A 22,761-nucleotide genomic window follows, 5' to 3' on the forward strand; every position below is an offset into this window, starting at 1 on the left:
TGTGACTTGGCGGCGCGTCGGCCGGCGCGGCGCGACGGACGTCCGGGGCGACCGGGTCGGGGCGGTCGTAGCATCGGCTGACGTGACCACCATCGCCACCACGCACGCCGGCTCGCTGCCCCGCACGCCCGAGCTCATCGCCGCCAACGCGGCCCGCGCCGCCGGCGAGCAGCGGCCCGACTGGGACGAGTTCCTGCAGGCGCAGGTGGTGGCGCTCGTACAGCGCCAGGTCGACCTGGGCATCACGGTCCCCGGCGACGGCGAGTACGGCAAGGCCATGAGCAGCACCGTCGACTTCGGCGCGTGGTGGTCCTACTCGTTCCAGCGCACCGGCGGGCTCTCGCTGGACACGTCCATGGACTGGGCCGTCGGGCGCCACCTGTCGACGCCTGGCCGCCTGCGCACCACCGGCTTCGTGCACCGTCGCGACCACCAGCGCTTCGCCGCGGCGTACGAGGACCCGACGTCCGGCGTCATGTCGGGCGAGGCCCCGACGAACTTCCCGAAGGCGACCGGCCCCCTCACCTACACGGGCCACGACGCCATCGCGGCCGACGTCGCGAACATGCGCGCCGCGCTCGACGCGACCGGCGCGACGTCGGGCTTCCTCACCTCGCTGGCCCCGGGCTCGGCGGCGCGGCTGGCAGACGAGCACTACGGCGACGACCGGGCGTACCTGTTCGCGTGGGCCGACGTGCTGCGCGAGGAGTACCGGGCGATCATCGACGCCGGCCTCGTGCTCCAGGTCGACGACCCCTCGATCGCCGAGAACTGGGACCAGATCGAGCCCGAACCGTCCCTCGACGACTACCTGGCCTTCACCCAGCTGCGGGTCGACGCGCTCAACCACGCGCTGCGCGGCCTGCCGAAGGACCGCATCCGGTTCCACCTGTGCTGGGGCTCCTGGCACGGCCCGCACACCACCGACCTGCCGATGAAGGACATCGTCGGCACGATGCTGCAGGTGCAGGCCGGGGCGTTCTCGTTCGAGGCCGCGAACGTGCGGCACGAGCACGAGTACCGCGTCTGGGACGACGTGGAGCTGCCCGCGGGCGCCGTGATCCTGCCCGGCGTCGTCTCGCACGCGACCAACGTGGTCGAGCACCCCGAGCTGGTGGCCGAGCGGATCGAGCGGTTCGCGTCCCGCGTGGGCCCCGAGAACGTCGTGGCCTCGACGGACTGCGGGCTCGGCGGCCGGGTCCACCCCCAGATCGCCTGGGCCAAGCTCGAGTCCCTGGCCGAGGGCGCCCGGATCGCCTCGTCCCGCCTCGCCTGACCCGAGCCCCGACCTGCCCTCCAGCCCTCACCCACCTCCCCTCCTCCCCGCCGTCCCCTCCCTCCTCCCGCTCCCCGTCATCGGTGACGCCCCACACCCGACCGACGCCACCGATCACGGCGTCGCCACCGGTGACGAGATCGACGATCCGAGCGACCCCGTGATCGGTGGCGCGGCTTGCGGGCGCGGCGCCACGGATGACGGGTCCACCCCTCGGACCTGCCGCCGAGTCCGTCATCGGTGGCGGGACGCCGTCTCGTCGCGCCACCGATGACGGGCTCGGCGGGGTGGGGGGTTGGGGGGTGGGTGGGGTGGGGACCATCGTCCTGGGGGGAGGGGTGGGACCCGGGGTGGGGTGGGTGGGTGCGTCGGACCCCCGTGTACTACTACTCGTCGGCCAGCGGGCTCGTGCGGACGTTCGCCGAGCGGCTGGACCGGCCGACGGCCAACCTCGCCGAGCGGGAGCACCGGCGCAGCGAGGTCGACGGGCCGTGGGTGCTGCTCACGCCGTCGTACAAGACCGGCAACGACGCGAACGACACGATCCCCGAGGGGGTGCGTCGCTTCCTGCGCTCCGCGCACAACCGGCGGCTGCTGGTGGGGGTGATGGGCTCGGGCAACCGCAACTTCGGCGCGTACTACCAGAAGGCGGCGCGCGAGGTCGCGGCCCGGTCCGGGCGGCCCGTGCTGTTCGAGTTCGAGCTGGCGGGCACGCGGTGGGACGTCGAGGAGGCCGAGCGCATCCTCACCGCGCTCGACGAGGCGCTCGACGCGCGCCACGCGTCCTGACCGGGCCGCCGCAGGCCCGGGTCGCGGGCGGCACCCGCCTCGGCGATGCTGGCCGCCGGGGGTGGTGGCATGAGCGGGCACGGGGAGCACGAGCCGTGGGGCGACGAGCGGCGCACGCGCCAGCTCGTCCGGGTGATCACCGGGCTCGCGGTCGTCATCGTGCTGGGCGCGGTGGTCGGGATGGTCTACGTCGTCCTCGGCTGAGCGGTTCGTGGGGCTTCCTCGCTGACATGTCAGTGGCTAACATGTCAGTGTGACGACCGCCGCCCGCAAGCCCCTGCTGCGCGAGGTCGCGACCGAGCGCCTGCGCGACGCCATCGTCGCCGGCGACCTCGCGCCCGGCGAGGTGGTCAAGGACGCCCAGCTCGCGCAGCGCCTCGGCATGACCGTGGCCCCCGTCCGCGACGCGCTCGCCCGGCTGGCCGACGAGGGCCTGGTCGAGTCCAAGCCGCAGAGCCACACCCGCGTGACACCGCTCGTGCTGCGGACGGTGCGGGACGCGCTGGCGGTGCTCCAGGTGGTGCACGAGCTGGTGGCGCGCGAGGCCGCCGACCTGGTCACGGAGGCCGACCTGGTGGCGATGCGCGCGGCGAACACGCGGTTCCGGTCCGCGGCGGCCGCGGGCGACGTGGAGGCCGCGGTCGCGGCGGACGACGCGCTGCACGGCGTGCTCGTGGACCGCTGCGGCAACCGTGCGGCCCGCGCCACGATCGCCCGGTGGACGCCGCTCGTGCGCCGCATCGAGCGCCGCCGGTTCACCCCCACGCACGGCGCGGAGTCCGCCGACCGGCACGACGAGCTCATCGCCGCGTGCGCTGCGCACGACCCGGACGCGGCCGCCGCGATCACCCGCACCATCTGGGCCTCCATCTAGCGCCTGCCGGCACTGACATGTCAGAGCAGGCTTCCTGACCGCCCTCCCCCGGACCGACAGCCACCGACCCCGCACCGCGCACCCGCCCACCTCCTCTCCGCCCGCGACTGACATGTCAGTGCCGAGCCCTCATTCCCACCCAGACCTGCCCGTACCCACCCCACCGCCGGACCCCGCCGGTCCCACCGGCGTCCCGCGACGAGCCACGCCCAGCACTGACATGTCAGCCCCGACCCCGGAGGACCCCGATGCCCACGCTCGCCGACCACGCCCGCTACCCGCTGCTCCTCGGCCCCTCACCCGTGCACCGCCTCGACCGCCTCACGCAGACCCTCGGCGGCGCCGCGGTGTGGGCCAAGCGCGAGGACGTCAGCTCGGGGATCGCCTACGGCGGCAACAAGACCCGCAAGCTCGAGTACCTCGTGGCCGACGCCCTCGCGCAGGGCTGCGACACGCTCGTCTCCATCGGCGGCGTCCAGTCCAACCACACGCGCCAGGTCGCCGCGGTCGCCGCCCGCGCGGGCCTGGCCTGCGTGCTCGTCCAGGAGTCGTGGGTCGACTGGCCCGACCCCGTGTACGACAAGGTCGGCAACATCCTGCTCTCGCGGCTCGCCGGTGCGGAGGTCCGCCTCGTGCGCGCCGGCTTCGACATCGGGTTCAAGGAGTCGTGGGAGCAGGCGCTCGCCGACGTCGTCGCGCGCGGCGGGAAGCCCTACGCCATCCCGGCCGGGGCGTCGGACCACCCGCTGGGCGGGCTCGGGTTCGCGTCGTGGGCGCACGAGGTCGCGGCGCAGGAGGCCGAGCTCGGCGTCTTCTTCGACACCGTCGTCGTCTGCTCGGTGACGGGGTCGACGCAGGCGGGGATGGTCGCGGGGTTCGCGCGCCTGGAGGAGCAGGGCGCGCGCCCGCGCCGCGTGCTCGGCGTCGACGCGTCCGCCAAGCCCGCGCAGACCCGTGACCAGGTGCTGCGCATCGCGCAGCGCACCGGTGCGCTCATCGGGCTGGAGCGCGAGCTCACGCCCGACGACGTCGAGCTCGACGAGCGCTTCCACGCGGGCACCTACGGGATCCCCGACGAGACGACCCTGGACGCGATGCGCCTGGCCGCCCGGACCGAGGGCATGATCACCGACCCCGTGTACGAGGGTAAGTCGATGGCCGCCACGATCGAGCTGGTCCGCAGCCGCGAGATCGACCCGGGCGCGACGGTCCTCTACGCCCACCTCGGCGGGCAGCCGGCGCTCAACGCGTACAGCGCGCTGTTCTCCTGAGCCGCACGCCGGGCCGCGACCCGCCCGTCGCGGCCCGGCGGCGCGCTCAGACCAGGACGACGGACCCGTCGGGGGTGATCTCGTCGGCGTCGGCGTCGTCGAACCACAGCCCCTGCGGGCCCAGGTAGCGGAACCGGACCTGGGAGCCGGCGGGGACGGTGACCGAGGCGCTGACGGTGCCGTTGGAGCGGCGGCGCAGCACGTGCTCGCCCGGCGTCCAGCCGTTGAACGTGCCGACGACGCTCACCGGTCCCTCGACGGTGTGCGCGGGCAGGGCGAAGGTCAGCGTGCACGTGGCCGATCGCGCGGACCGGGACTTCTTCAGCACGGCGGGCTCCTCGGGGTCAGGACGAGCACGGAACGGGGGAAGGTTCCCGCAGGAATGTTTCCTCCGCATGCCTCGCCGATGACTTCTGGGTGACGGGTCGGCGCGGGTGCGCGACCGACGCAAGAATCCGCACGGCACATTGCCGGACCGCGCGGAGCAGCATTTGCAGACTGCCGACGGATTCGGCGCCGGGCGCAGGACCAAAGACCCCCGGAATGCATTCCCGCGGCGCCGGCCGCGCGGGCCGGCCGGCGCGGCGCACGCGCCCCGGTCGCGATCCTGTGGCGCACCTCAGGCGTTCCACAGGGACGGCACAGGCTCGACGGGCTTCATGGTCGTCGTCCAGCCGAACGCCGGGTGGACGGCAGATGAACCCGGAGGCATCCCGTGCCCGACTACGCCCTCTTCGCGGCCGACCTGGTCGCCGTCACCATCCTCACCTTCGCGCTGTACTTCCCGCGGCACCGGCGCCGCGACCTCGTCGTCGCCTACCTGGGCGTCAACGTCGGCGTGCTCGCCGTGTCGGCCGCGCTCGGGTCGAGCACGGTGGGTGCGGGGCTCGGGCTCGGGCTGTTCGGCGTGCTGTCGATCATCCGCCTGCGGTCCACCGAGCTGGCGCAGAGCGAGGTGGCCTACTACTTCTCGGCGCTGGCGCTCGGTCTCATCGGCGGGCTCGGCGTGACGTCGCCGGCGATGGGCCTGGGCCTGATGGCCCTCATCCTCGTGACCATCGCGGTCGGCGACCACCCGCGCCTGCTGCGCCGGTACCGGTCGCAGACCATCGTGCTCGACCAGGCGTTCGCCGACGAGACGTCCCTGGTGGCCCACCTCGAGCGCCTGCTGGGCGCCCGCGTCCATGCCGCGAGCGTGCAGCGCCTCGACCTCGTCAACGACACCACCTGGGTCGACGTCCGCTACTCGTTGCACGGACGTGCAGTCGCGGCGCCGGTCGCCGAGCAGCCCGCACCCGCCGTGGTGGTGGCCCGGTGAGCCGCCTCGTGGACCTGCGCACGCACGTGCCGACGCTCACGCCGACGACGGGACGCCCGGCGGTGCTCGACGCCTTCACCACCATCGGCCTCGACGAGCTGCTCGAGCGGGCGAGCCTGCAGACCCGGGTCGACCGCAAGTACGTGGTGCCGCGGGCGGCCCTGGACGGGCTGCTCGGCGGCCTGGACGCGAGCACGCGGCTGCTGCGGATCGGCGGCGACGACACCTTCGCGTACGAGTCCGTGTACTTCGACACGGCGGACCTCGCCAGCTACCTCGGGGCGGCCCGGCGGCGCCGGCGGCGCTTCAAGGTCCGCACCCGCACGTACGTCGACTCCGACGAGTGCTTCGTCGAGGTCAAGACCCGCGGCCCCCGCGGCGCGACCGTGAAGAACCGGCTGCCGTACGACCCCGACGACCGGGACCGGCTCACGACGGAGGCCATGGGCTTCGCCGGCGACGTGCTGGACGACATGGACGTGCCGGCCCCGGACGACACCCTGTTCACCCCGACCCTCATCAGCCGGTACCGCCGCACGACGTTCCTGCTGCCGGGCGGTGCCGCCGACCCGTGGTCGCGGCCCGTGCCGGACGCCCGCATGACCGTCGACACGGACCTGAGCTGGACGACGCTCGGCCCCGAGGGCGTGCGGACCCTGCCCGTCCCGCACCTGGTGGTCGTCGAGACGAAGACGGGCTCGACCCCGTCCACCGCCGACCGCCTGCTGTGGCGGCACGGCCACCGGCCCGTGCGGATCTCGAAGTACGGCACCGGCATGGCCGCCCTGCACCCGCACCTGCCCGCGACGCCGTGGCGGCGCGTGCTCGCCACGCACGTCACGACGCCGCCCACCCCGCGCTGACCCGCGCACCCACCCTGATCCGCGCCACCGCGCGCCCCAGCACCTGGAGCACACCATGCGACGCACCACCGCCCGGCTCGCCCTCCCCGCCACCCTCGCCGCCCTGCTGCTGGCCGGGTGCACCGCCGCCAGCACCGCCTCCACCAGCACCGACGCGTCGTCGTCGTCCACCACGACGACGACGGTCACCGCCGCCGACGCGGACGTCACCGTCGAGGAGGCCCTCGCCGCGAACACGTCGTGGCAGGAGTCCGAGACCACCTGGGACGAGGCCGACGAGGTCGCGATCACCCTGGACGGCACCACCGCCACCTCCGACTCCGACGCGGTGAGCGTCGACGGCGGGACCGTGACGATCACCGCGGCCGGCACGTACCGGATCTCCGGGGAGCTCACCGACGGCCAGGTGGTCGTCGACACCCTCGACGAGGGCGTGGTCCGGATCGTCCTCGACGGCGCGGCCATCACGTCGTCGACGACGTCCCCGCTGCAGGTGACGACGGCCGACGAGGTCGTCGTGGTGCTCGCGGACGGCACGGCGAACAGCCTCACCGACGCGGTCGAGTACGTGTACGCCGAGGGGGTCGACGAGCCGAACGCCGCCCTGTTCTCCGCTGCGGACCTGACGATCACCGGCGAGGGCTCGCTGGACGTCACGGGGAACGCGTACGACGGCATCGCGTCGAAGGACGACCTCGTCATCGTCTCGGGGACCGTCACCGTGACGGCCGTCGACGACGGCGTGCGCGGCAAGGACGCGCTCGTCGTGCTCGGCGGCACCCTGACGATCGACGCGGGCGGCGACGGCCTGAAGTCGGACGACGACGAGGACGACACCCGCGGGTACGTGTACCTCGCGGACGGCACGGTGGACGTCACGGCGGGCGACGACGGCGTGACGGCGACGACCGACGTGATCGTCGGCGGCGGGGCGCTGTCGGTGGTCGCGGGCGGCGGCGCCTCGCAGGCCGCGACCGTCACCGAGGAGGTCTCCCCCAAGGGCGTCGCCGCGGGCGTCCTCGTGCTGGTCGGCGGCGGGCAGGTGCTCGTCGACGCCGCGGACGACGCGCTGCACTCCGACGGCGCCCTGACGGTCGCCGACGGCGACGTGCAGGTCGCGGCCGGCGACGACGGCGTGCACGCGGAGGTCGCGCTGACGATCGCCGGCGGCACGGTCGACGTCGCGCAGTCCTCCGAGGGGATCGAGGCGCAGGTGATCACCGTGTCCGGGGGCACGACCTCGGTGGTCGCGTCCGACGACGGCGTCAACGGGTCGGCGGCGTCGACCACCGAGACGACCGACACCACCGCAGACGGCGGCATGGGCGCCGGGGAGATGGGCGCGGTCGAGGGCGTCGAGGTCGTCATCAGCGGCGGCACGCTCGTCGTCGACGCCGAGGGCGACGGCCTGGACTCCAACGGGACCATGACGATCAGCGGCGGCACGGTGGTGGTCAACGGCCCGACGAACAGCGGCAACGGCTCGCTCGACGTCAACGGCACGTTCGAGGTCACGGGCGGGACGGTCCTGGCCGCGGGGTCGTCGGGCATGGCGCAGACCCCGTCCGCGGACTCCTCGCAGTCGTTCGTGTCGTTCACGTTCGCGCAGGCGCAGGGCGCCGGCGAGGTCCTGCAGGTGCTCGACGCGGACGGGAACGTGGTCGCGACGTTCGAGACCAGCAAGAGCGTCGGCAACGTCGTCTACTCCTCCGACGCGATCACCAGCGGCAGCGAGTACCAGCTCGCGGTCGGCGGCACGGCGTCCGGCGAGGACGTCGGCGGGCTGTACGCCGCGGGCGACGCGACCGGCGCGAGCGTCGCGGTGACCGGCACCGCGGGCGTCGAGTCCACCGGCATGGGTGGCGGCATGGGCGGCGGCGGTCGTCGCCCCTGAGACCCGGGGCCGGGCGGCGGCACGCTGACACCGCCGCCCGCCCCGCCCCCGTCCGCTGCGGCGCACCCGGTGCCCGACGCGGACCGGGCCACGCGCACACCCCCTGGTGCGCCGGCCCCGCGACGCCCCGACCCGCACGGGTCGGGGCGTCGTCGCGTCACCGCCCGGCCGGCGCAGCTGGTGGCCCGGCGGGGCGGCTCAGCGCCCGGTGACCGCCCAGCGGCCGGCCGTCATGTCCGCCAGCCGCGGCACGATCGTGTCGCCCGCCACGCGCAGCCCGTCGTGCAGGTGCTCGTTGGTGACCCACACCTGCGCGTTGCCCAGCCCCGACGCCGTGGTCAGCGCCAGGTCGAGGTCGACGTACGGGTCGTCGTAGTACTGCACCGCGGCGACGGGCACCTCGTTGGCGGCCAGCCGGTCGACGTCGTACAGCGCGGGCCAGTGCGTGCGGGCCGCGAGCTCGGCGGCCGCGCCGGCGAACGGCCGCAGCGCCGGGACCTGCGTGTACATCCACGGGAAGATCGCCTCGCCGGTGAGCTGCAGCGGGCGGGCGCCCGTCCCGAACGCCGCGTGCCGGGCGTGCTCCGCGTCGGCCGCCCAGCCGGGCGCGCGCTCGCCCTCGTGGTAGATGACCTCCTGCAGCACCGCGTACAGGGGGTTGGTGTCGAAGCCCGTGCGGTGCGCGACCTGCGCGAGGAACCCCGGCGCGGGCTCGCCGTGCCGGTCCAGCGCGGTGTCGAGCAGCCAGTGCAGGTCGTCGACGCCCGTGCTCATGCCCAGGGACATGCCGAGGGCCTGGAGGCGCTCGACGGTCAGCTCCTCCCCCGTCGGCAGCCGCACGCCGCCCGCGGCGACCCGGTCGGCGATCCGCGCCAGCACCTCGGTGTCGCCGGGGTGGGCGCGGTGCCAGGCGGTGTTGCGGGCGAGCTGGCGCGGGTACGTCGCGGCGTAGACGTCCTCCGCGGTGGCCCCGACGGGCGGCATCCCGCCGGTGATCCAGCACGCGTCGAGCGCGTGGGGGTGCCGCGAGAGGTACGTCAGCGTGAGGAACCCGCCGTACGACTGCCCGAGGGTCGTCCACCGGCGCCCGCCGTACACGGTGCGGCGCAGGTGCTCGGCGTCCTCGACGATCGCGTCGGCGCGGAAGCACGCCAGGTACTCGGCCGCCGTCCGGGCGTCGTCGAACGCGGCGACGTCCCCGGCGTCCACGCGCCCGGACCGGCCGGTGCCGCGCTGGTCGAGCAGCACCACCCGGTGCGTGCGCAGCAGCGACGACCAGAACCCGCCCGCCGGCATCGGCCGCGGCCCCATGCCGCCCGGTCCGCCCTGCAGGAACAGCACGAGCGGCAGGTCGTCGCCCGCGCGCTCGGGGTCGACGATCTCGCGGGCGAACACCTCCAGCGACCCGAAGCGGTGCGGGTCGTCCCGGTCCACCGGCACCTCGACGCGGTGCTCGCGCACCCGGAACCCGGTCATCGCGTACTCGTGCATCCCGTCAGCCTAGGAGCCAACTCCGGGAATTAACATACATCAGATGTATGCTACATCGCATGACTGCTACTTCGGGGGACGGGTTCTTCGGTCGCCGCGAGGTCCTTGCCGCGCTCGTCGCCCACCGGGACGCGGTCGCGCGCTCAGGCTCCGGCCGGATCGTCGCGGTTCGCGGGCGACGACAGGTCGGGAAGTCGACCGTCGTCGAACGCTTCGTCGAGACGTCCGGGACTCCGTACGCCTTCGTCACCGGCATCTTCCAGGCATCGCCGGCACAGCAGCTCGCCGATGCCACCGTCGCGCTTCAGGAGTCCCGCCACCCCTTCCCCGACGCGGAGCTGCTCACCCGCTCTCCCGCCGCGACCTGGCGCGACTGGTTCGGCCGACTCGCGATCGCGGCCCGATCGGGACCGGTCATCGCCGTTCTCGACGAGTTCCCGTGGATCGCCGCGGGCGAGCCCACCCTCGAGGGAGAGCTGCAGTCCCAGTGGGACCGCACGCTCGAGCGGCTCCCGGTGCTCCTCGTCCTCGTCGGCTCCGACGTCGCGATGATGGACGCGCTGGCGAGCCACGGGCGCCCCCTCTTCGGCCGCCTCTCGCCCCTGGTCGTGCCCGCCTTCACGCCGGCCGACGTCGCCGACGCGCTGCCCGGGCGCGACCCCGTCGAGGTGATCGACGCGTACCTCGTCACCGGCGGGTACCCGAGACTGGTCACCGACCTCGCTTCCGCCGGCACGAGCACCACGGACCACGTCGCGCACTCCCTCCAGGACGAGCTGAGCCCGCTCGTGACGACGGGCAGGATCAGCCTCGACGCCGAGTTCCCGGAGCCGCAGTTCGCCTACCAGGTGCTGTCTGCGATCGGCGCCAGCGACACCGCGAACCCGGGCTTCAAGGACCTCCTCGGCTCCGTCGGCGACGCCGCCGAGCGCAAGCGGGTCGAGACCGCCACGACCCGCGCGCTCGCCACGCTCACCGGGACGAAGCGCCTGATCGAGCGCGAGGCGCCCGCCTGGGCGGGCCCGGGCTCGCGTCTGCGGCGCTACCGCGTGACGGACCCCTACCTGCGCTTCTGGTTCCGCTACGTCGAGCGGAACGTGGACCGGATCGCCCGGGGGCGGTCCGACCTCGCCGTCGCGGCCTTCACCCGCGACTGGGAGACCTGGCGCGGGCAGAGCGTCGAGCCGGTCGTCCGCGACGCCCTGCGCCGGCTGGCGCGCGACGACGCCCGCCTGCCCGACGTCGAGGACGTCCAGGCCTGGTGGGTGCGCACGAACGAGGTCGAGGTCGACGTCGTCGCCCGCACCGCCACGAGGACCGCCCTTGTCGGCACCGTGAAGTGGCGCACCCGGGGCGCCGTGACGTCCGCGGAGGTGGAGCAGCTGCGCCGCCACCGGGAGCACGTGCCCCGGAGCGACGGCGCCCTCCTGGCTGCCATCAGCCCCGCCGGCGGCACTCCGCCCGGTGCGGACGTGTCCTTCTCGGCGGCCGACCTCATCACCGCCTGGCGCTGACGGCCACGTCCCTCACCGGACGAGCGGGGGGACGCGGGCGTCGCAGGTCAGCCCTGGGCCAGGAGGACCTCCTCGACGGCGGCGCGGACGGGCTCGGGGACGTCGAGGGCCGCGAGGTGCGCGAGGCGCGTGTGCAGGGGGCGGTCGGCGGTGACGACGTCGTGCACGCGGCGCTTGGTCTCGTAGGCGATCTGGGCGGCGTCGAGGCGGGCGTAGACGTGGCGCTCGACGTCGTTGCGCCGCAGCGCCGGGTCGGGGCCGACCTGCACGGCCAGGGCCGCGCCGACGGGGACGTCCGCGACCGTGACGTGCAGGTGCCCGTCGGTGCCGCGGACGACGTCGGTCTCGACCGGGGTGCCGTCGACCGTCGCGGTGGCCGGCGGCAGGTCGGCGGCGACGGACAGGAACGTCGCCGTCCAGGTGCGGGTGCGCGGGAGGAAGCCGCCCGCGCCGGTGACCGGTCCGGCGGTGAACACGCCGGCGGCCTGGTCCCAGGTCAGCGGCGTGCGGGCGACGTGCGCGTCGTCGAGGCCGTCGCCCGTGCCGTCGTCCTCGACGAGGGTGAGCGCACCGTCGGCGCCGACGACCACGAGCACCTCCAGGTGCGCGGGCTCGACCGGGTCGTTGCCGGGCACCGCGGCGCCGTCGAGCGGCACGAGCGCCCCCGCGGGTGCGAGCACGGGCAGGTGCGCGAGGTCGCGGTGCAGGAGGGTCTCGCGGTCGCCGTCGTAGACCAGGCCGGTGAGCACGTCGACCCAGGAGCCGGGCGGCAGCCAGGCCCGCGCGGATGCGGTCGCGGAGGCGGGGGCGCGCGGCGTGGTCATCGGGACCACGAGCAGCTCGGAGCCGAAGCACGCCTGCTGCGGGACCGTGTACGCCTCGTCGGCGTGCGGCCAGCGGTGGTAGACGGGCACGACGAGCGGCACACCCTCGCGGGCGGCGCGGTGGTTCATGGTGTGCAGGTACGGCACGAGGCGGTGCCGCAGGCGCAGGTAGCGGGTCTGGACCTGCTCATGCTCGGGCCCGAACGTCCACGGCTCCTTGGTCATGAACGGGTTGTTCGAGGAGTGCAGGCGCAGGATCGGGGAGAACGTGCCGAGCTGGACCCACCGGGTCGCGAGCTCGTCGTCCTTGACTCCCCACAGGTGCCCGCCGACGTCGTGGCTCCACCAGCCGTACCCGATGTTCGCGGCCGTCGCGGTGAACTCCGGCTGGAACGCCAGGGACGCCCAGGAGACCACGGTGTCGCCGGAGAACCCGACCGGGTACCGGTGCGACCCCGGGCCGGCGTAGCGGGAGAACGTCAGCGGCCGGCGACCGTCGCGCGCGGAGTCGAGGAAGTGCCGGTGGTTGAGCACCCACAGCGGGTCGACGCCGGGCAGGCGCGAGTGGCCGCCCTGCTGCCAGTCGAGCCACCAGAAGTCGACGCCCTGCGCCTCGAGCGGGTGGTGCAGCAGCTCCAGGTACGCGGTGAGGAAGGCCTCGTCGGTGACGTCGAACGCCACGGGGTCGCCGGACTCGGGGTCGCGGCCGAGCGCCGCGCACATCGCGGCGTAGGCGTCCTCGTGCGCGCCGACGCCGTCCGCCGGGTGCACGTTGAGCGTGACGCGGTGACCGTGGTCGTGCAGCCAGCGCAGGAACGCGGGCGGGTCGGGGAACAGCTCGCGGTTCCACGTGTAGCCGGTCCAGCCGCTGCCGTGCGCGGGGTCGATGTCGACGAGGTGCCAGTCCATGTCGACCACCGCGACGGAGAACGGCAGGCCCGCGGCGGCGAACCGCTCCATGAGCGCGCGGTAGGAGTCGGCCGTGTAGCGGTGGTAGCGGCTCCACCAGCTGCCGAGCGCCCACCGCGGCAGCACCGGCTGCGGGCCCGACACCGCGTACAGCGCCCGCACCGCGGCGGCGTGGTCGTGGCCGTAGGCGAAGACGTACAGGTCGTGGCGCGAGCCGTCGCGGGGCACGGGCGTGCCGTGGTCGTCGAAGACGAAGGAGCGCGAGTCGTCGAGCACGGCGTACCCCCAGCGGCTGACGACGCCGGGGTCGAGCGGGATCGCGCCGTCCGCGAGGTCGAGGGTGCGGGCGGTGCCGCCGAGGTTGCCGCCGCGCCCGTCGCGGCCGCCGTCGCCGAACCGCCACACCGAGTCGTACGCGCTGACGGCGCCCAGCACGGCGACCTGCAGCCCGTGCGGGGCGAACGGGCCGCGGTCGTAGGTGAGCCGCAGCCGCGACGTCACGACCTCGACGTGCGTGGCGTGCTCGACGACCCGGACGTCCGGCACGGGCTGTGCGCGGTGCAGCGCGAACGTCGACGGCCGGTCCTCGAACACCCCGTCGGCGGCGTGCTCGAGGCGCAGCAGGCCGTCGGCCAGCACGGTGATCCGGTAGGTGTCGCCCTGGACGACGGCTCGGGGGTCGGCGACGGGGCGGGCGGGGAACGGGAGCACGGGGCCGGCCTCCGGCGGGTCGGGGGCGCCGTCCGTGCGCCGTCGCACGGTCTGGTTTAGCGCTATACCCGATCACGCTAGGCTCACCGCGTCCGGACCGTCAACCACGGGGGTCACGATGGCGCGGGTCACGCTCGCCGACGTCGCCGCGCACGTCGGCGTCTCGGTGATGACCGTGTCCAACGTCGTCAACGGCCGCCTCGGACGCGTCTCCGCTCCCACCGCCGCGCGCGTCCAGGACGCCGTGGCGTCCCTCGGGTACGTGCCGCACGGCGCGGCCCGATCGCTCGCCGCCCGCCGCACGCACCTCGTCGGCCTGCTCCTGCCGACCCGCGGCACGAGCCTGCTCGGCTCGCCCCACGACCAGACGCTCGTCGGCGCGCTCGAGGTCACGCTGCGCCGGCGCGACCACCACCTGCTGCTGCGCGGCGTCGAGACCGCCGCCGACGTGCGCGACTCCGTGCAGCGGTGGAGCCTCGACGGGATCGTCGTCCTGGGGTTCACCGACGACGAGCTCGCGGCCCTCGACCTGCCCCGTGGCGTGCCCACCGTCGTCGTCGACGCGCACGACGACGCACCGGGCCGCGGGCACGTGCGCTCCGACGACCACGAGGGCGGGCGGCTCGCCGGTGCGCACCTGGCCGCGCTCGGGCACCGCGACGTCGTGCTCGTCGGCCCGCTCGCCGGGGGCAGCCGGGTCGTCGCCGCCCGCCTCGACGGGCTGCGGCAGAGCCTGGGGGTCGGGCACGTGCCGGCCGTGGACGCCGCCACCACCTACGACGCCGGCGTCGCGGCCGCCCCTCGGGTGCTGCGCGACCACCCCGGCGCCACCGCCGTCGTCGCGACCGCCGACACCCTCGCCGCCGGCCTCTGCCGCGGGCTCGCCGACGCGGGCCGGCGCGTCCCGGGCGACCTGTCCGTGGTCGGCTACGACGACGCCGAGCTGGCCCGCTGCGTCACGCCCGCGCTCACCACGGTGCGGCAGGACGTCGCGCGCAAGGGCGAGGCCGCCGCCCGCCTGCTGCTCGCAGCGATCGGCGGCGCGCCGGACCTCCGCACCGAGCACGTGCACGTCGACCTCGTCGTGCGGGCCTCCACGGCCGCACCCCCTTCCTGAGGCCGGGACGGAATCCGGGCGGTGCGCGTCGCGTTGCCACCGGCATGACGCTGACCGGTGAGTACGCCCCGAGCCCCGACGACTTCACGCGCGAGCACGCCGCCCTGTACGAGTCCTCCGGCGGCACGGAGGGCACCACGCTGAACGGCCGCCCCGTCATCGTGCTGACCACGGTCGGCGCGAAGACCGGCAAGCTCCGCAAGACCCCGCTGATGCGGGTCGAGCACGACGGCGAGTACGCCGTGGTCGCGTCCAAGGGCGGCGCCCCGGAGCACCCGACGTGGTTCGGCAACCTCCTCGCGCACCCGCGCGTCGCGCTGCAGGACGGCCCGGTGGTCCGCGAGTACGACGCCCGCGTCGTCGAGGGCGACGAGCGCGCGACCTGGTGGGCGCGGGCCGTCGAGGTCTGGCCCGACTACGAGCGGTACACGACGCTCACCGACCGGCAGATCCCGGTCGTCGTCCTGACCCCCGCCTGACGCGCCGGGCCCGGGCCACCGGGCCACGGACGCAGCGACGCCCCCGCCGGCCGGCGGGGGCGTCGTCGTGCGTGCGGTGCGTCAGGAGGCGGTGCCGCTGCCCGTCGACGCGGTCGCGGTCGGCTGCGCCGTGATGCTGGAGACGAGCGCGCTGAGGTCGAGGCCCGTGAGGGACTTGATGACCTCCTGGCCCTCGCCGAGCACCTGGCCGACCGTGCGCGTGATCTGCGACGCGCCGTCGGTGGAGACGACCGTGAGCTGGTCGATGCCGCTGATCGGCTCGGCCGCGGCCCGCACGATCTCCGGCAGCAGCGCGATGACCTGCTGCGCGAGGACCGCCTGGCCCTGCTCGCGCAGCGCCTCGGCCTGCGCGCGGGTGGACTCGGCGGCGGCCAGGCCCTCGGCCCGGGCGGCCGCGGCGCGGGCCAGACCGAGCGCCTCGATGGCCTTGGCCTCGGCGACCTGGCGGTCGCGCTCGGCGTTGCCGGCGCGGATCGTCGCCTCGGCGGCGGCCTCGGCGTCCTGGACCGTGGCGATCTTGTTCGCCTCGGCGATCTTCATGCGCTTGAACGCGTCGGCCTCGGTCGACGCGTTGGCCGCGTCACGCTCGGCGTTGGCGCGCTGGACCGCGGCGTACGCAGCGGCCTCGGCCGGCTTGCGGACGTCGATGTCGAGCTGCTCCTCGGTCACCTTCGCCTTCTCGGCGAGGGCCTCGCGCTCCTGGGTCGCGACGAGGCGGTCCTGCTCGGCGCGGGCGAGCTGGCCGGCGGCGTTGGCCTCGGCGTTGGCCCGGTCGGTCTCGGCCTTGATCGCGGCCTGCTTGATCGCGAGGTCGCGCTGACGGGCCGCGATGGCCTCCATCGCCTGGATCTTGGCGAACTCGGAGACCTGCTGCGCCTCGGCCTCCTTGACCTCGGCGACCTGGCGGGCACGCGCGGACTCGGCGCGGCCGAGATTGGACAGGTAGTCCGAGCCGGGCGTCGAGATGTCGGAGATGTTGAGCAGGTCGACCTGCAGACCCTGCTCCGCGAGGTCCGCCTTGGTGGAGGCGACGACGCCGTCCTGCAGCGACTTGCGGTCGCTGATGATCTGCTCGATCGTCATGTCGCCGATGATCGAGCGCAGCGAGCCCTCGAGGGACTCCTTGATGACGTCGGTCAGCGTGGCCTGCTGCGAGAGGAAGCGCTGCGCGGCACGGCGCACGCCCTCCTCGTCCCCGCGGACCTTGAAGTTGATGGACGCCTTGATGGCGAGCTTGATGCGGTTCTTGTCGACACCCTCGACCGTGATGCCGATCTGACGCTGCTCCAGCGAGATCGGGAAGCCCTGCTGCAGCACGGGCCAGACGAACACGCGCCCGCCGACGACGACGCGCTGGCCGGCCTGCGCGTTGGCGCCCTTGCCCGCGCCGCGGCCGACGATGATGAGCGCCTCGTTGGGTGGCACCCGGCGGATCCGCTTGGTGATGAGCGCGATGACCGCGACGAACGCGATGATCAGCGCGCCGACGGCGAGGATGGTGGCGCCGTTCTCGACGATGTCCAGCATGGTGGGTCCCGGCCGGGCCGGGGCTCCTTCCTGTCGGTCCTGCGGGTGCGGCGCCGGCCGCGGGGCGGCCGCGCGACGCCATGGTCAGGGGCGGGGTCGGGCCCCGGTGCCGGGCGGGTGCGTCAGGCGCGGCGGACGAGCACGCGGGAGCCGCTGACGGCCACCACCTGCACGCGCGTGCCGGCCGGGATCTCGTCGTCGGCCCACGCCAGGCGGGCCTCGAGGTCCTGCACACCCTCGAGCCGGACCTCCCCGCCGCCGGGACCGGTGGTCGCGGTCGTCATGCCGAACGCGCCCTCCAGCGGCGGCGGCGGCGCGTCCTCCGTGGCCGCGAGGCGGTGGATGAGGCGCTGCGAGACGAACGCCGCGACGAGCGCGAAGCCGATGCCGATGACCGACGCCCACACGAACCCGAGGTCCGCGGAGAACGCGATCACGCCGCTCGCCCCGAAGACGACGGCGCCCACGCCGGCGGCGATGCCGGACAGCCCGCCCTCCCCGACGCCGAAGGACTCGAACAGGTCGCCGAACACGAGGGACGCCAGCAGCAGCACGAGGCCGATGCCGCCGATGACGAGGAAGAGGGTCACGTGCGCGGGGTCCCTTCGATGGGTGGGCGCGGTCAGTATGCCGCAGCGCGCCTCGCCCCACGGGGGCCCTGTGGACCACCCGACCGACCCGGTCGGGTGAACCTGCCGTCAGTGACCGTCGGCCGGCAGCGGCGTCGGGTCGGGTGCGCCCCGCCCGACGAGCGAGCGCCGGTAGGAGTAGAGGAAGTAGATGAGCACGCCCGCCGCGAGCCACGCCAGGAACCGCAGCCAGGTCAGCGTCGTGAGGTTGAGCATGAGCCACAGGCACGCGACGCCCGCGATCACCGGCAGCGCCGGCGACCACGGCACGCGGAACCCGCGCGGCAGGTCGGGGCGGGTGCGCCGCAGGATCGGGATGCCGAAGCTGACCAGCACGAACGCGGACAGCGTGCCGATGTTGATCATCTCCTCGAGCAGCTCGACCTCCGCGAGCCCGGCGATGAGGGCGACCACCACGCCGGCACCGACCTGCAGCGCCAGCGGCGTGCCGAACCGCGGCGACGTCCGCGACAGGCCCCGGGGCAGCAGCCCGTCGCGGCTCATCGCGAAGATCACGCGCGTCAGGCCCAGCAGCAGCACCATGAGCACGCTCGTCAGGCCGACGAGGATCCCCACGGAGATCACGCGCCCCGCCCAGTCGGCGCCCACCAGCACGAACGCCGTGGTCAGGGACGGGTGGTCGGCGGCCGCGAGGTCGCGATAGCTGACCATGCCCGTCACGACCACGGTCACGAGGATGTACAGCACCGTCACCAGCGCCAGTCCGCCGAGGATGCCCCGCGGCACGGCACGCTGGGGGTCCTTGGTCTCCTCCGCGGTGGTCGCGACGACGTCGAAGCCGATGAACGCGAAGAACACGAGCGCGGCGCCCGACAGGATGCCCATGACGCCGTACGTCGTCGGCTCGAACCCCAGCAGGAAGCCCGTCAGCGGCTGGTGCAGCCCCGTCGTCCCGGCGGCGGCCGGCTCGGCGGGCGGCACGAACGGCGTCCAGTTCTCGGCCTTGACGTAGAAGAACCCGACGACGATCACGAACACCGTGATGCCGACCTTGATGATCGTGAACACGCTGTTCACCCGCGAGGACAGGCGTGTGCCGATCGCGAGCAGCGTGGTGAAGACCGCGACGATGAGCACCGGGCCCCACGCGACGTCCACGCCGAGCAGCGTCACCGTGGGCGGCACGTCGAGGCCGAACAGGCCGAACGCGTCGGACAGGTACACGCCCCAGAACTTCGCGATCACCGCCGACGCGAGCAGCATCTCCAGGATCAGGTCCCAGCCGATGATCCAGGCGACGAGCTCGCCCATCGTCGAGTACGAGTACGTGTACGCCGACCCGGCGACGGGGATCGTCGAGGCGAACTCGGCGTAGCACATGATGGCGAGCGCGCACACGAGCGCGGCGACCAGGAACGACACGATCACGGCCGGGCCGGCGTAGTTCGCCGCCGCCGTCGCGCCCACGGAGAAGATGCCCGCGCCGACGGCCACCGCCACACCCAGCACGGCCAGGTCCCACGCGGTCAGGGTGCGGCGCAGGCGGCGCTCGGGGTCGTCGACCGCCGCGAGCGAGGACTCGACGGACTTGCGGCGCAGCACGCTGCGCGGCCCCGGACCGCGGGAGGCGTACGGGCGGTCCGGCGGCGGGAAGGCGGGTCCTGCGCTCATGAGTGTGCTCCGGGGCGGCGGGTTCGGGCCGCGGACGGCGGCGGGTGCGTGCGGTGGGTCGCGGTCGGGCCGCTCGGTGCGCGGCGCACGGGCCGCGGTGGCGGCGTGCGGTACGACGGCCGCGGGTGGCGGCGCCGGGTGCGACGGCCGGGGGGTGGCGGCCTCGCAGCCGAGCATGGCGCGATCGGGCGCGGGCGGCCACCGGGTGCGGGCCGTGCGCGACCGACCGAGCATGAGGCATGGCCGAGACGGAGAACCTGGACGAAGGGCCCGACGCCGCGCACCGCGTGCCGCCCGGGGTGGACGACGCGACCGTGGAGGCGGTCGGCGCGGTGACGGCCGCGTTCGAGGTGGTCGAGCACGCCCGCGGCATGCTCTACGCGTTCCACCGGCTGCTCGGGCGTGCCGACCTCGAGCTCGGCGATGCCCTCGACCAGCTCGAGGCGGCCGGGCACGGCGAGCTCGCCGACCGGGTGCGCGCGGACGTGCTGGGGCGCAACGTCCTCGACGGCCGCTGGACGTTCCAGGTGGTCGAGGAGTTCGACGACGGGTACCACCGGGCGTTCGCGGACGCCGAGCGCGCAGTCCGCGACGAGCTGCTCGGCGGGCGACGGCACGTCGCGGAGGCGCAGATGAAGGAGCGCCGACGCACGCACGGGCGCCCCGGCCACGAGGCGCTGCCGCCGTCCTGACCGGCGCGGCGACCCGCCCACAGCCACACCGCGGACCGGGGACGACCCCGTCGCGGCCGACGCGACGGCACGTCCCCGGACGCCGACGGCGCACCCTGACGCCGTGGACCTCGCGACGATGCTCGCCCCGGAGCTCGCCGCGCACGCCGAGCACCCGGTGCCCGCGCGCACCGGTGCACCACCGCGCGTCCGGGACGCACGCACCGGCGCCTGGGTGCTGGCGCTCGTCGTCGCGCTCCTGCTCGGTCTGGGGCTGCCCTGGTGGCAGGGGGAGCGCGCGGCGGCCCAGCACCCCGTCACGGCGACCGACCTCGCGGCGGGCCGGGCGGCGCTCGACCGGGTCGCCGTGCGGACCGGCCCCGGGCCCGGCGGGTACGAGCGCGAGCTGTTCGGCGACGGGTGGGTCGACGTCGACGGCAACGGGTGCGGCACGCGCGACGACGTGCTGGTCCGCGACCTCACGGGCCCGGTCGTCGACGAGGACGGGTGCGTCGTCCTCGCCGGGACGCTCGACGACCCGTACACCGGCGCCGTCGTGGCGTTCGCGCGGGGCGAGCGCTCCGCGGACGTGCAGGTCGACCACGTCGTCGCCCTCGCCGACGCGTGGCGGTCGGGCGCGCAGGCGTGGAGCGCCCCCGCGCGCACCGCGTTCGCGAACGACCCCGCCAACCTGCTCGCCGTCGACGGGCCGGCGAACCAGGACAAGGGCGCGTCCGACGCGTCCGCGTGGCTGCCGCCCGAGGTCGGCTACCGCTGCGTCTACGCGCTGCGCCAGCTCCGGGTCAAGGACGCGTACGGGCTCAGCGTGACCCCGGCGGAGCGGGACGCGCTCGACGACGCGCTGGACGGCTGCGTCGTCGTGCCCGGGTGACGAGCGTGCGGCCCGGCGGCGTCAGCCGGCCCAGACGGCCAGCAGCAGCGCACCGCCCGCGACCAGCAGCCCCAGGCACACCAGCAGGAAGACGCCCACCCACACGACCGCCGGCACGTGCGTCAGCCCGGCGAGCAGGCCCGCGTCCGAGACGTCCCGGCCGCCCTGGCGCCGCACCCGCGCGCGCTGCGCCTGCAGCTCCAGCACCGCGCGCGGCGCCCCCAGCAGCAGGAACCACGTGATCGCGGCGGCGGTGACCTGCTGGACCGACGACGGCGCGAGCACCGTGACGACCCCGACCACGACCCCCGCGACGAGCACCGACCACAGGCCGTACCAGTTGCGGATCTGCAGCAGCACGAGCGCCAGGACGACGAGCAGCAGCCACAGCAGCCCGACGGCGTACCCGCGCGAGAGCAGCCACGCCGCCGCGAGGCCGAGCACCGCCGGCGCCGGGTAGCCGGCCGCCACGGTCGCGACCATGCCCGGGCCCGTGGGGCGCCCGCGCGAGACCGTCAGGCCCGAGGTGTCGGAGTGCACCCGGATCCCGGTCAGGCGGCGGCCGACGAGCACGGCCACGGCCGCGTGCCCCGCCTCGTGCACGATCGTCAGCCCGTGCCGCAGCAGGTGCCACACCCCCGGGGCGGCGAGCGCGACGAGCAGCACGACCCCCGTGATCACGACCGTGCGGACCTCGGGGGCGGGCTGCGGGGTCGTGACCTGCGCCCACACGTCCCCGACGGAGCCCGGCAGGTCCTCGCCCCAGCCGGTCACGGTGCCACCTCCAGCGTCACGTCCTGCCCCGCCGCGACGACCCGCAGGCCGTCGGGCACCACGGACGTCGACTCCAGGACGACCCCGTCGGGGAGACCCCCGACGGGGATCTCGATGCCGGTGAGCCGCCCGCCGACCGCCAGGTCGGCGACGTCGACCACCGCACCGCCGACCGTCACGTCCACCACGTCGGCGAGGAGCCGGCCGTCCTGGACGTACGGCTGGACGCCCGCCGTCAGCTCGACGCCGAGCACCTCGCCCGACGCCCGCAGCAGGTCGCCGTCGACCGTCAGGTCCACGGCCAGCCCCGACTGCTCGGCGACGACCTGCTGCACCGTCGCCGTCGGCAGCGTGAGGGCCAGCGTCGCGTCGGCCACCGTGGACGGCTGCCGGAGGGTGACGCCGCGGGCGTCGAGGCGCACGTCGACCGCGTCGACACCGTCGAGGCGCACCCCGTCGACGGTCGCGTGCACCTCGTCCAGCTCGCGCGCCAGCAGCTGGGTGAGGAACGGGAAGCCCTCGACGTCGACGGCCGGGGTGCCCGTCACGTCCAGACGCTCGGCGATCACCTCCGAGGCCCGCTCCTGCGCCACGCCCCGCGCGACCTGGTCGGCGACGACCAGACCGACCGCGCCCACCACCAGGACTCCCCCGGTCACCAGCACTGCCCTGGCACCCACCGTGCACCTCCGTCGTCGTCCCGCGCCCGCCGTCCGGGCCCACGCCTGCCCCGACCGGCCCTCACGGTAGGCGGTGCAGCCGTGCGGCGCCGGGGCACGGGCCCGTCGGTCGCACCCGACCCGGCAATCCTGTGGCGCCGGTCACAGGTCGTTCGTAGGCTGGGCACAGGCACGACGAGGGACGCGCGATGACCTGGGCACTCCTCCTCCTGGTGGCGACGACGCCGGCGCTGCTGCTGTGCGCCGCCTGGGCGCTCATCCCGTCCCCCGACGACACACCCCGCTGGCAGCTCGCCCTGGCCCGCCGGCTCGAGCACGTCGCCGACCGGCTGCGCCGGGAGCCGCCGCGCACCTACGACCCGTTCGCGACGCTGCGCGTGCAGGAGCGGCTCGGCGTCGTGGCCGCGCACGTGCGCGAGCTCGAGGGCGACGTGCACGCGTTCGCCCGCGCCGAGCGGATCATCTCCTCCCAGCTCGCCTACGACCAGCTGCTGGCCGAGGCGTGCCGGCTCGCCGAGGTCGAGGTGCGGCCCGCCGCCACGGGCGACCCGCACGAGCGGTTCCGCGAGGAGGTCGAGCTCACCGCCCGCGGCTGGAGCTGGTGA

22 protein-coding genes are annotated in these 22,761 nt (G+C 74.9%); 14 read left to right on the top strand and 8 right to left on the bottom strand.

All coding sequences use genetic code 11. The annotated features are described in order from the left end of the window. The first annotated feature begins 82 nt into the window (after positions 1 to 82). The 5 genes from FBY24_RS05670 to FBY24_RS05685 all read left to right on the top strand — a co-directional run bounded on the left by FBY24_RS05670 (position 83) and on the right by FBY24_RS05685 (position 4,210). On the top strand, positions 83 to 1,276 hold the full coding sequence (locus FBY24_RS05670; protein WP_142158819.1) for a cobalamin-independent methionine synthase II family protein: 1,194 nt from the start codon (positions 83 to 85) through the stop codon (positions 1,274 to 1,276). 363 nt (positions 1,277 to 1,639) lie between these two features. Continuing rightward, positions 1,640 to 2,065 carry a class Ib ribonucleoside-diphosphate reductase assembly flavoprotein NrdI gene (gene nrdI, locus FBY24_RS05675; protein ID WP_140459299.1) on the top strand — a complete coding sequence of 142 codons (426 nt, stop codon included), beginning with the start codon at positions 1,640 to 1,642 and terminating at the stop codon, positions 2,063 to 2,065. A 69-nt stretch (positions 2,066 to 2,134) separates the two neighbouring features. Continuing rightward, the gene (locus FBY24_RS19395) at positions 2,135 to 2,269 is read left to right on the top strand and encodes a hypothetical protein (protein ID WP_255432248.1); all 135 of its coding nucleotides are present in this window, start codon (positions 2,135 to 2,137) and stop codon (positions 2,267 to 2,269) included. Positions 2,270 to 2,318: 49 nt separating this feature from the next. Next, entirely contained in the window at positions 2,319 to 2,939 is a 621-nt protein-coding gene (locus tag FBY24_RS05680; RefSeq protein ID WP_142158821.1) for a GntR family transcriptional regulator, read from the top strand. Positions 2,940 to 3,187: 248 nt separating this feature from the next. Next, positions 3,188 to 4,210, top strand: a complete 1,023-nt coding sequence (locus tag FBY24_RS05685; RefSeq protein WP_142158823.1) for a 1-aminocyclopropane-1-carboxylate deaminase — start codon at positions 3,188 to 3,190, stop codon at positions 4,208 to 4,210. 46 nt (positions 4,211 to 4,256) lie between these two features. Here FBY24_RS05685 and FBY24_RS05690 read toward each other — a convergent pair whose 3' ends face one another. Beyond that, on the bottom strand, positions 4,257 to 4,538 hold the full coding sequence (locus FBY24_RS05690; RefSeq protein ID WP_142158825.1) for an isoamylase early set domain-containing protein: 282 nt from the start codon (positions 4,536 to 4,538) through the stop codon (positions 4,257 to 4,259). A gap of 387 nt (positions 4,539 to 4,925) precedes the next feature. Between FBY24_RS05690 and FBY24_RS05695 the strand changes: the two genes are divergently transcribed. The 3 genes from FBY24_RS05695 to FBY24_RS05705 are packed head-to-tail and all read left to right on the top strand — an operon-like array spanning position 4,926 to position 8,285. After that, the gene (locus tag FBY24_RS05695) at positions 4,926 to 5,528 is read left to right on the top strand and encodes a DUF4956 domain-containing protein (RefSeq protein WP_142158827.1); all 603 of its coding nucleotides are present in this window, start codon (positions 4,926 to 4,928) and stop codon (positions 5,526 to 5,528) included. Beyond that, entirely contained in the window at positions 5,525 to 6,391 is an 867-nt protein-coding gene (locus FBY24_RS05700; protein ID WP_255432249.1) for a polyphosphate polymerase domain-containing protein, read from the top strand. Before FBY24_RS05695 ends, FBY24_RS05700 begins: the two co-directional genes overlap by 4 nt. 55 nt (positions 6,392 to 6,446) lie before the next feature. Further along, positions 6,447 to 8,285, top strand: a complete 1,839-nt coding sequence (locus FBY24_RS05705; RefSeq protein ID WP_142158829.1) for a carbohydrate-binding domain-containing protein — start codon at positions 6,447 to 6,449, stop codon at positions 8,283 to 8,285. A 198-nt stretch (positions 8,286 to 8,483) separates the two neighbouring features. Here FBY24_RS05705 and FBY24_RS05710 read toward each other — a convergent pair whose 3' ends face one another. Continuing rightward, a complete protein-coding gene (locus FBY24_RS05710) occupies positions 8,484 to 9,776 on the bottom strand; it encodes an alpha/beta fold hydrolase (RefSeq protein ID WP_255432250.1) in 1,293 nt (430 codons plus the stop codon). A 59-nt stretch (positions 9,777 to 9,835) separates the two neighbouring features. Here FBY24_RS05710 and FBY24_RS05715 point away from each other — a divergent pair, with 59 nt between their 5' ends. Continuing rightward, complete coding sequence (locus FBY24_RS05715; protein ID WP_142158831.1) at positions 9,836 to 11,290, top strand: ATP-binding protein; 1,455 nt, start codon at positions 9,836 to 9,838, stop codon at positions 11,288 to 11,290. Between the two features lie 47 nt (positions 11,291 to 11,337). Here FBY24_RS05715 and FBY24_RS05720 read toward each other — a convergent pair whose 3' ends face one another. Then, on the bottom strand, positions 11,338 to 13,782 hold the full coding sequence (locus FBY24_RS05720; protein ID WP_255432251.1) for a glycoside hydrolase family 31 protein: 2,445 nt from the start codon (positions 13,780 to 13,782) through the stop codon (positions 11,338 to 11,340). A gap of 70 nt (positions 13,783 to 13,852) precedes the next feature. On the opposite strand from FBY24_RS05720, the gene FBY24_RS05725 reads away from it, so the two are divergent. After that, entirely contained in the window at positions 13,853 to 14,851 is a 999-nt protein-coding gene (locus tag FBY24_RS05725; RefSeq protein WP_142158833.1) for a LacI family DNA-binding transcriptional regulator, read from the top strand. Positions 14,852 to 14,895: 44 nt separating this feature from the next. Next, complete coding sequence (locus tag FBY24_RS05730) at positions 14,896 to 15,330, top strand: nitroreductase family deazaflavin-dependent oxidoreductase (RefSeq protein WP_142158836.1); 435 nt, start codon at positions 14,896 to 14,898, stop codon at positions 15,328 to 15,330. Positions 15,331 to 15,411: 81 nt separating this feature from the next. On the opposite strand, the gene FBY24_RS05735 is transcribed toward FBY24_RS05730, so the two are convergent. The 3 genes from FBY24_RS05735 to FBY24_RS05745 all read right to left on the bottom strand — a co-directional run bounded on the left by FBY24_RS05735 (position 15,412) and on the right by FBY24_RS05745 (position 19,139). Then, entirely contained in the window at positions 15,412 to 16,878 is a 1,467-nt protein-coding gene (locus FBY24_RS05735) for a flotillin family protein (RefSeq protein WP_142158838.1), read from the bottom strand. 122 nt (positions 16,879 to 17,000) lie between these two features. Beyond that, on the bottom strand, positions 17,001 to 17,468 hold the full coding sequence (locus tag FBY24_RS05740) for an NfeD family protein (protein WP_142158840.1): 468 nt from the start codon (positions 17,466 to 17,468) through the stop codon (positions 17,001 to 17,003). A 108-nt stretch (positions 17,469 to 17,576) separates the two neighbouring features. Next, positions 17,577 to 19,139: an amino acid permease gene (locus tag FBY24_RS05745; RefSeq protein WP_142158842.1), complete on the bottom strand. Its 1,563-nt coding sequence runs from the start codon at positions 19,137 to 19,139 to the stop codon at positions 17,577 to 17,579. A gap of 239 nt (positions 19,140 to 19,378) precedes the next feature. Here FBY24_RS05745 and FBY24_RS05750 point away from each other — a divergent pair, with 239 nt between their 5' ends. Both FBY24_RS05750 and FBY24_RS05755 read left to right on the top strand, forming a co-directional pair. Beyond that, the gene (locus tag FBY24_RS05750; protein ID WP_174243469.1) at positions 19,379 to 19,831 is read left to right on the top strand and encodes a hypothetical protein; all 453 of its coding nucleotides are present in this window, start codon (positions 19,379 to 19,381) and stop codon (positions 19,829 to 19,831) included. 103 nt (positions 19,832 to 19,934) lie between these two features. After that, a complete protein-coding gene (locus FBY24_RS05755) occupies positions 19,935 to 20,702 on the top strand; it encodes an HNH endonuclease family protein (RefSeq protein WP_255432252.1) in 768 nt (255 codons plus the stop codon). A 21-nt stretch (positions 20,703 to 20,723) separates the two neighbouring features. Here FBY24_RS05755 and FBY24_RS05760 read toward each other — a convergent pair whose 3' ends face one another. After that, a complete protein-coding gene (locus FBY24_RS05760) occupies positions 20,724 to 21,476 on the bottom strand; it encodes a M50 family metallopeptidase (protein ID WP_255432253.1) in 753 nt (250 codons plus the stop codon). Continuing rightward, complete coding sequence (locus FBY24_RS05765) at positions 21,473 to 22,156, bottom strand: DUF2993 domain-containing protein (RefSeq protein WP_142158844.1); 684 nt, start codon at positions 22,154 to 22,156, stop codon at positions 21,473 to 21,475. Before FBY24_RS05765 ends, FBY24_RS05760 begins: the two co-directional genes overlap by 4 nt. 188 nt (positions 22,157 to 22,344) lie before the next feature. Between FBY24_RS05765 and FBY24_RS05770 the strand changes: the two genes are divergently transcribed. Continuing rightward, the gene (locus FBY24_RS05770; protein WP_142158846.1) at positions 22,345 to 22,761 is read left to right on the top strand and encodes a hypothetical protein; all 417 of its coding nucleotides are present in this window, start codon (positions 22,345 to 22,347) and stop codon (positions 22,759 to 22,761) included.

Source organism: Cellulomonas sp. SLBN-39 (assembly GCF_006715865.1).
Lineage (GTDB): Bacteria > Actinomycetota > Actinomycetes > Actinomycetales > Cellulomonadaceae > Cellulomonas.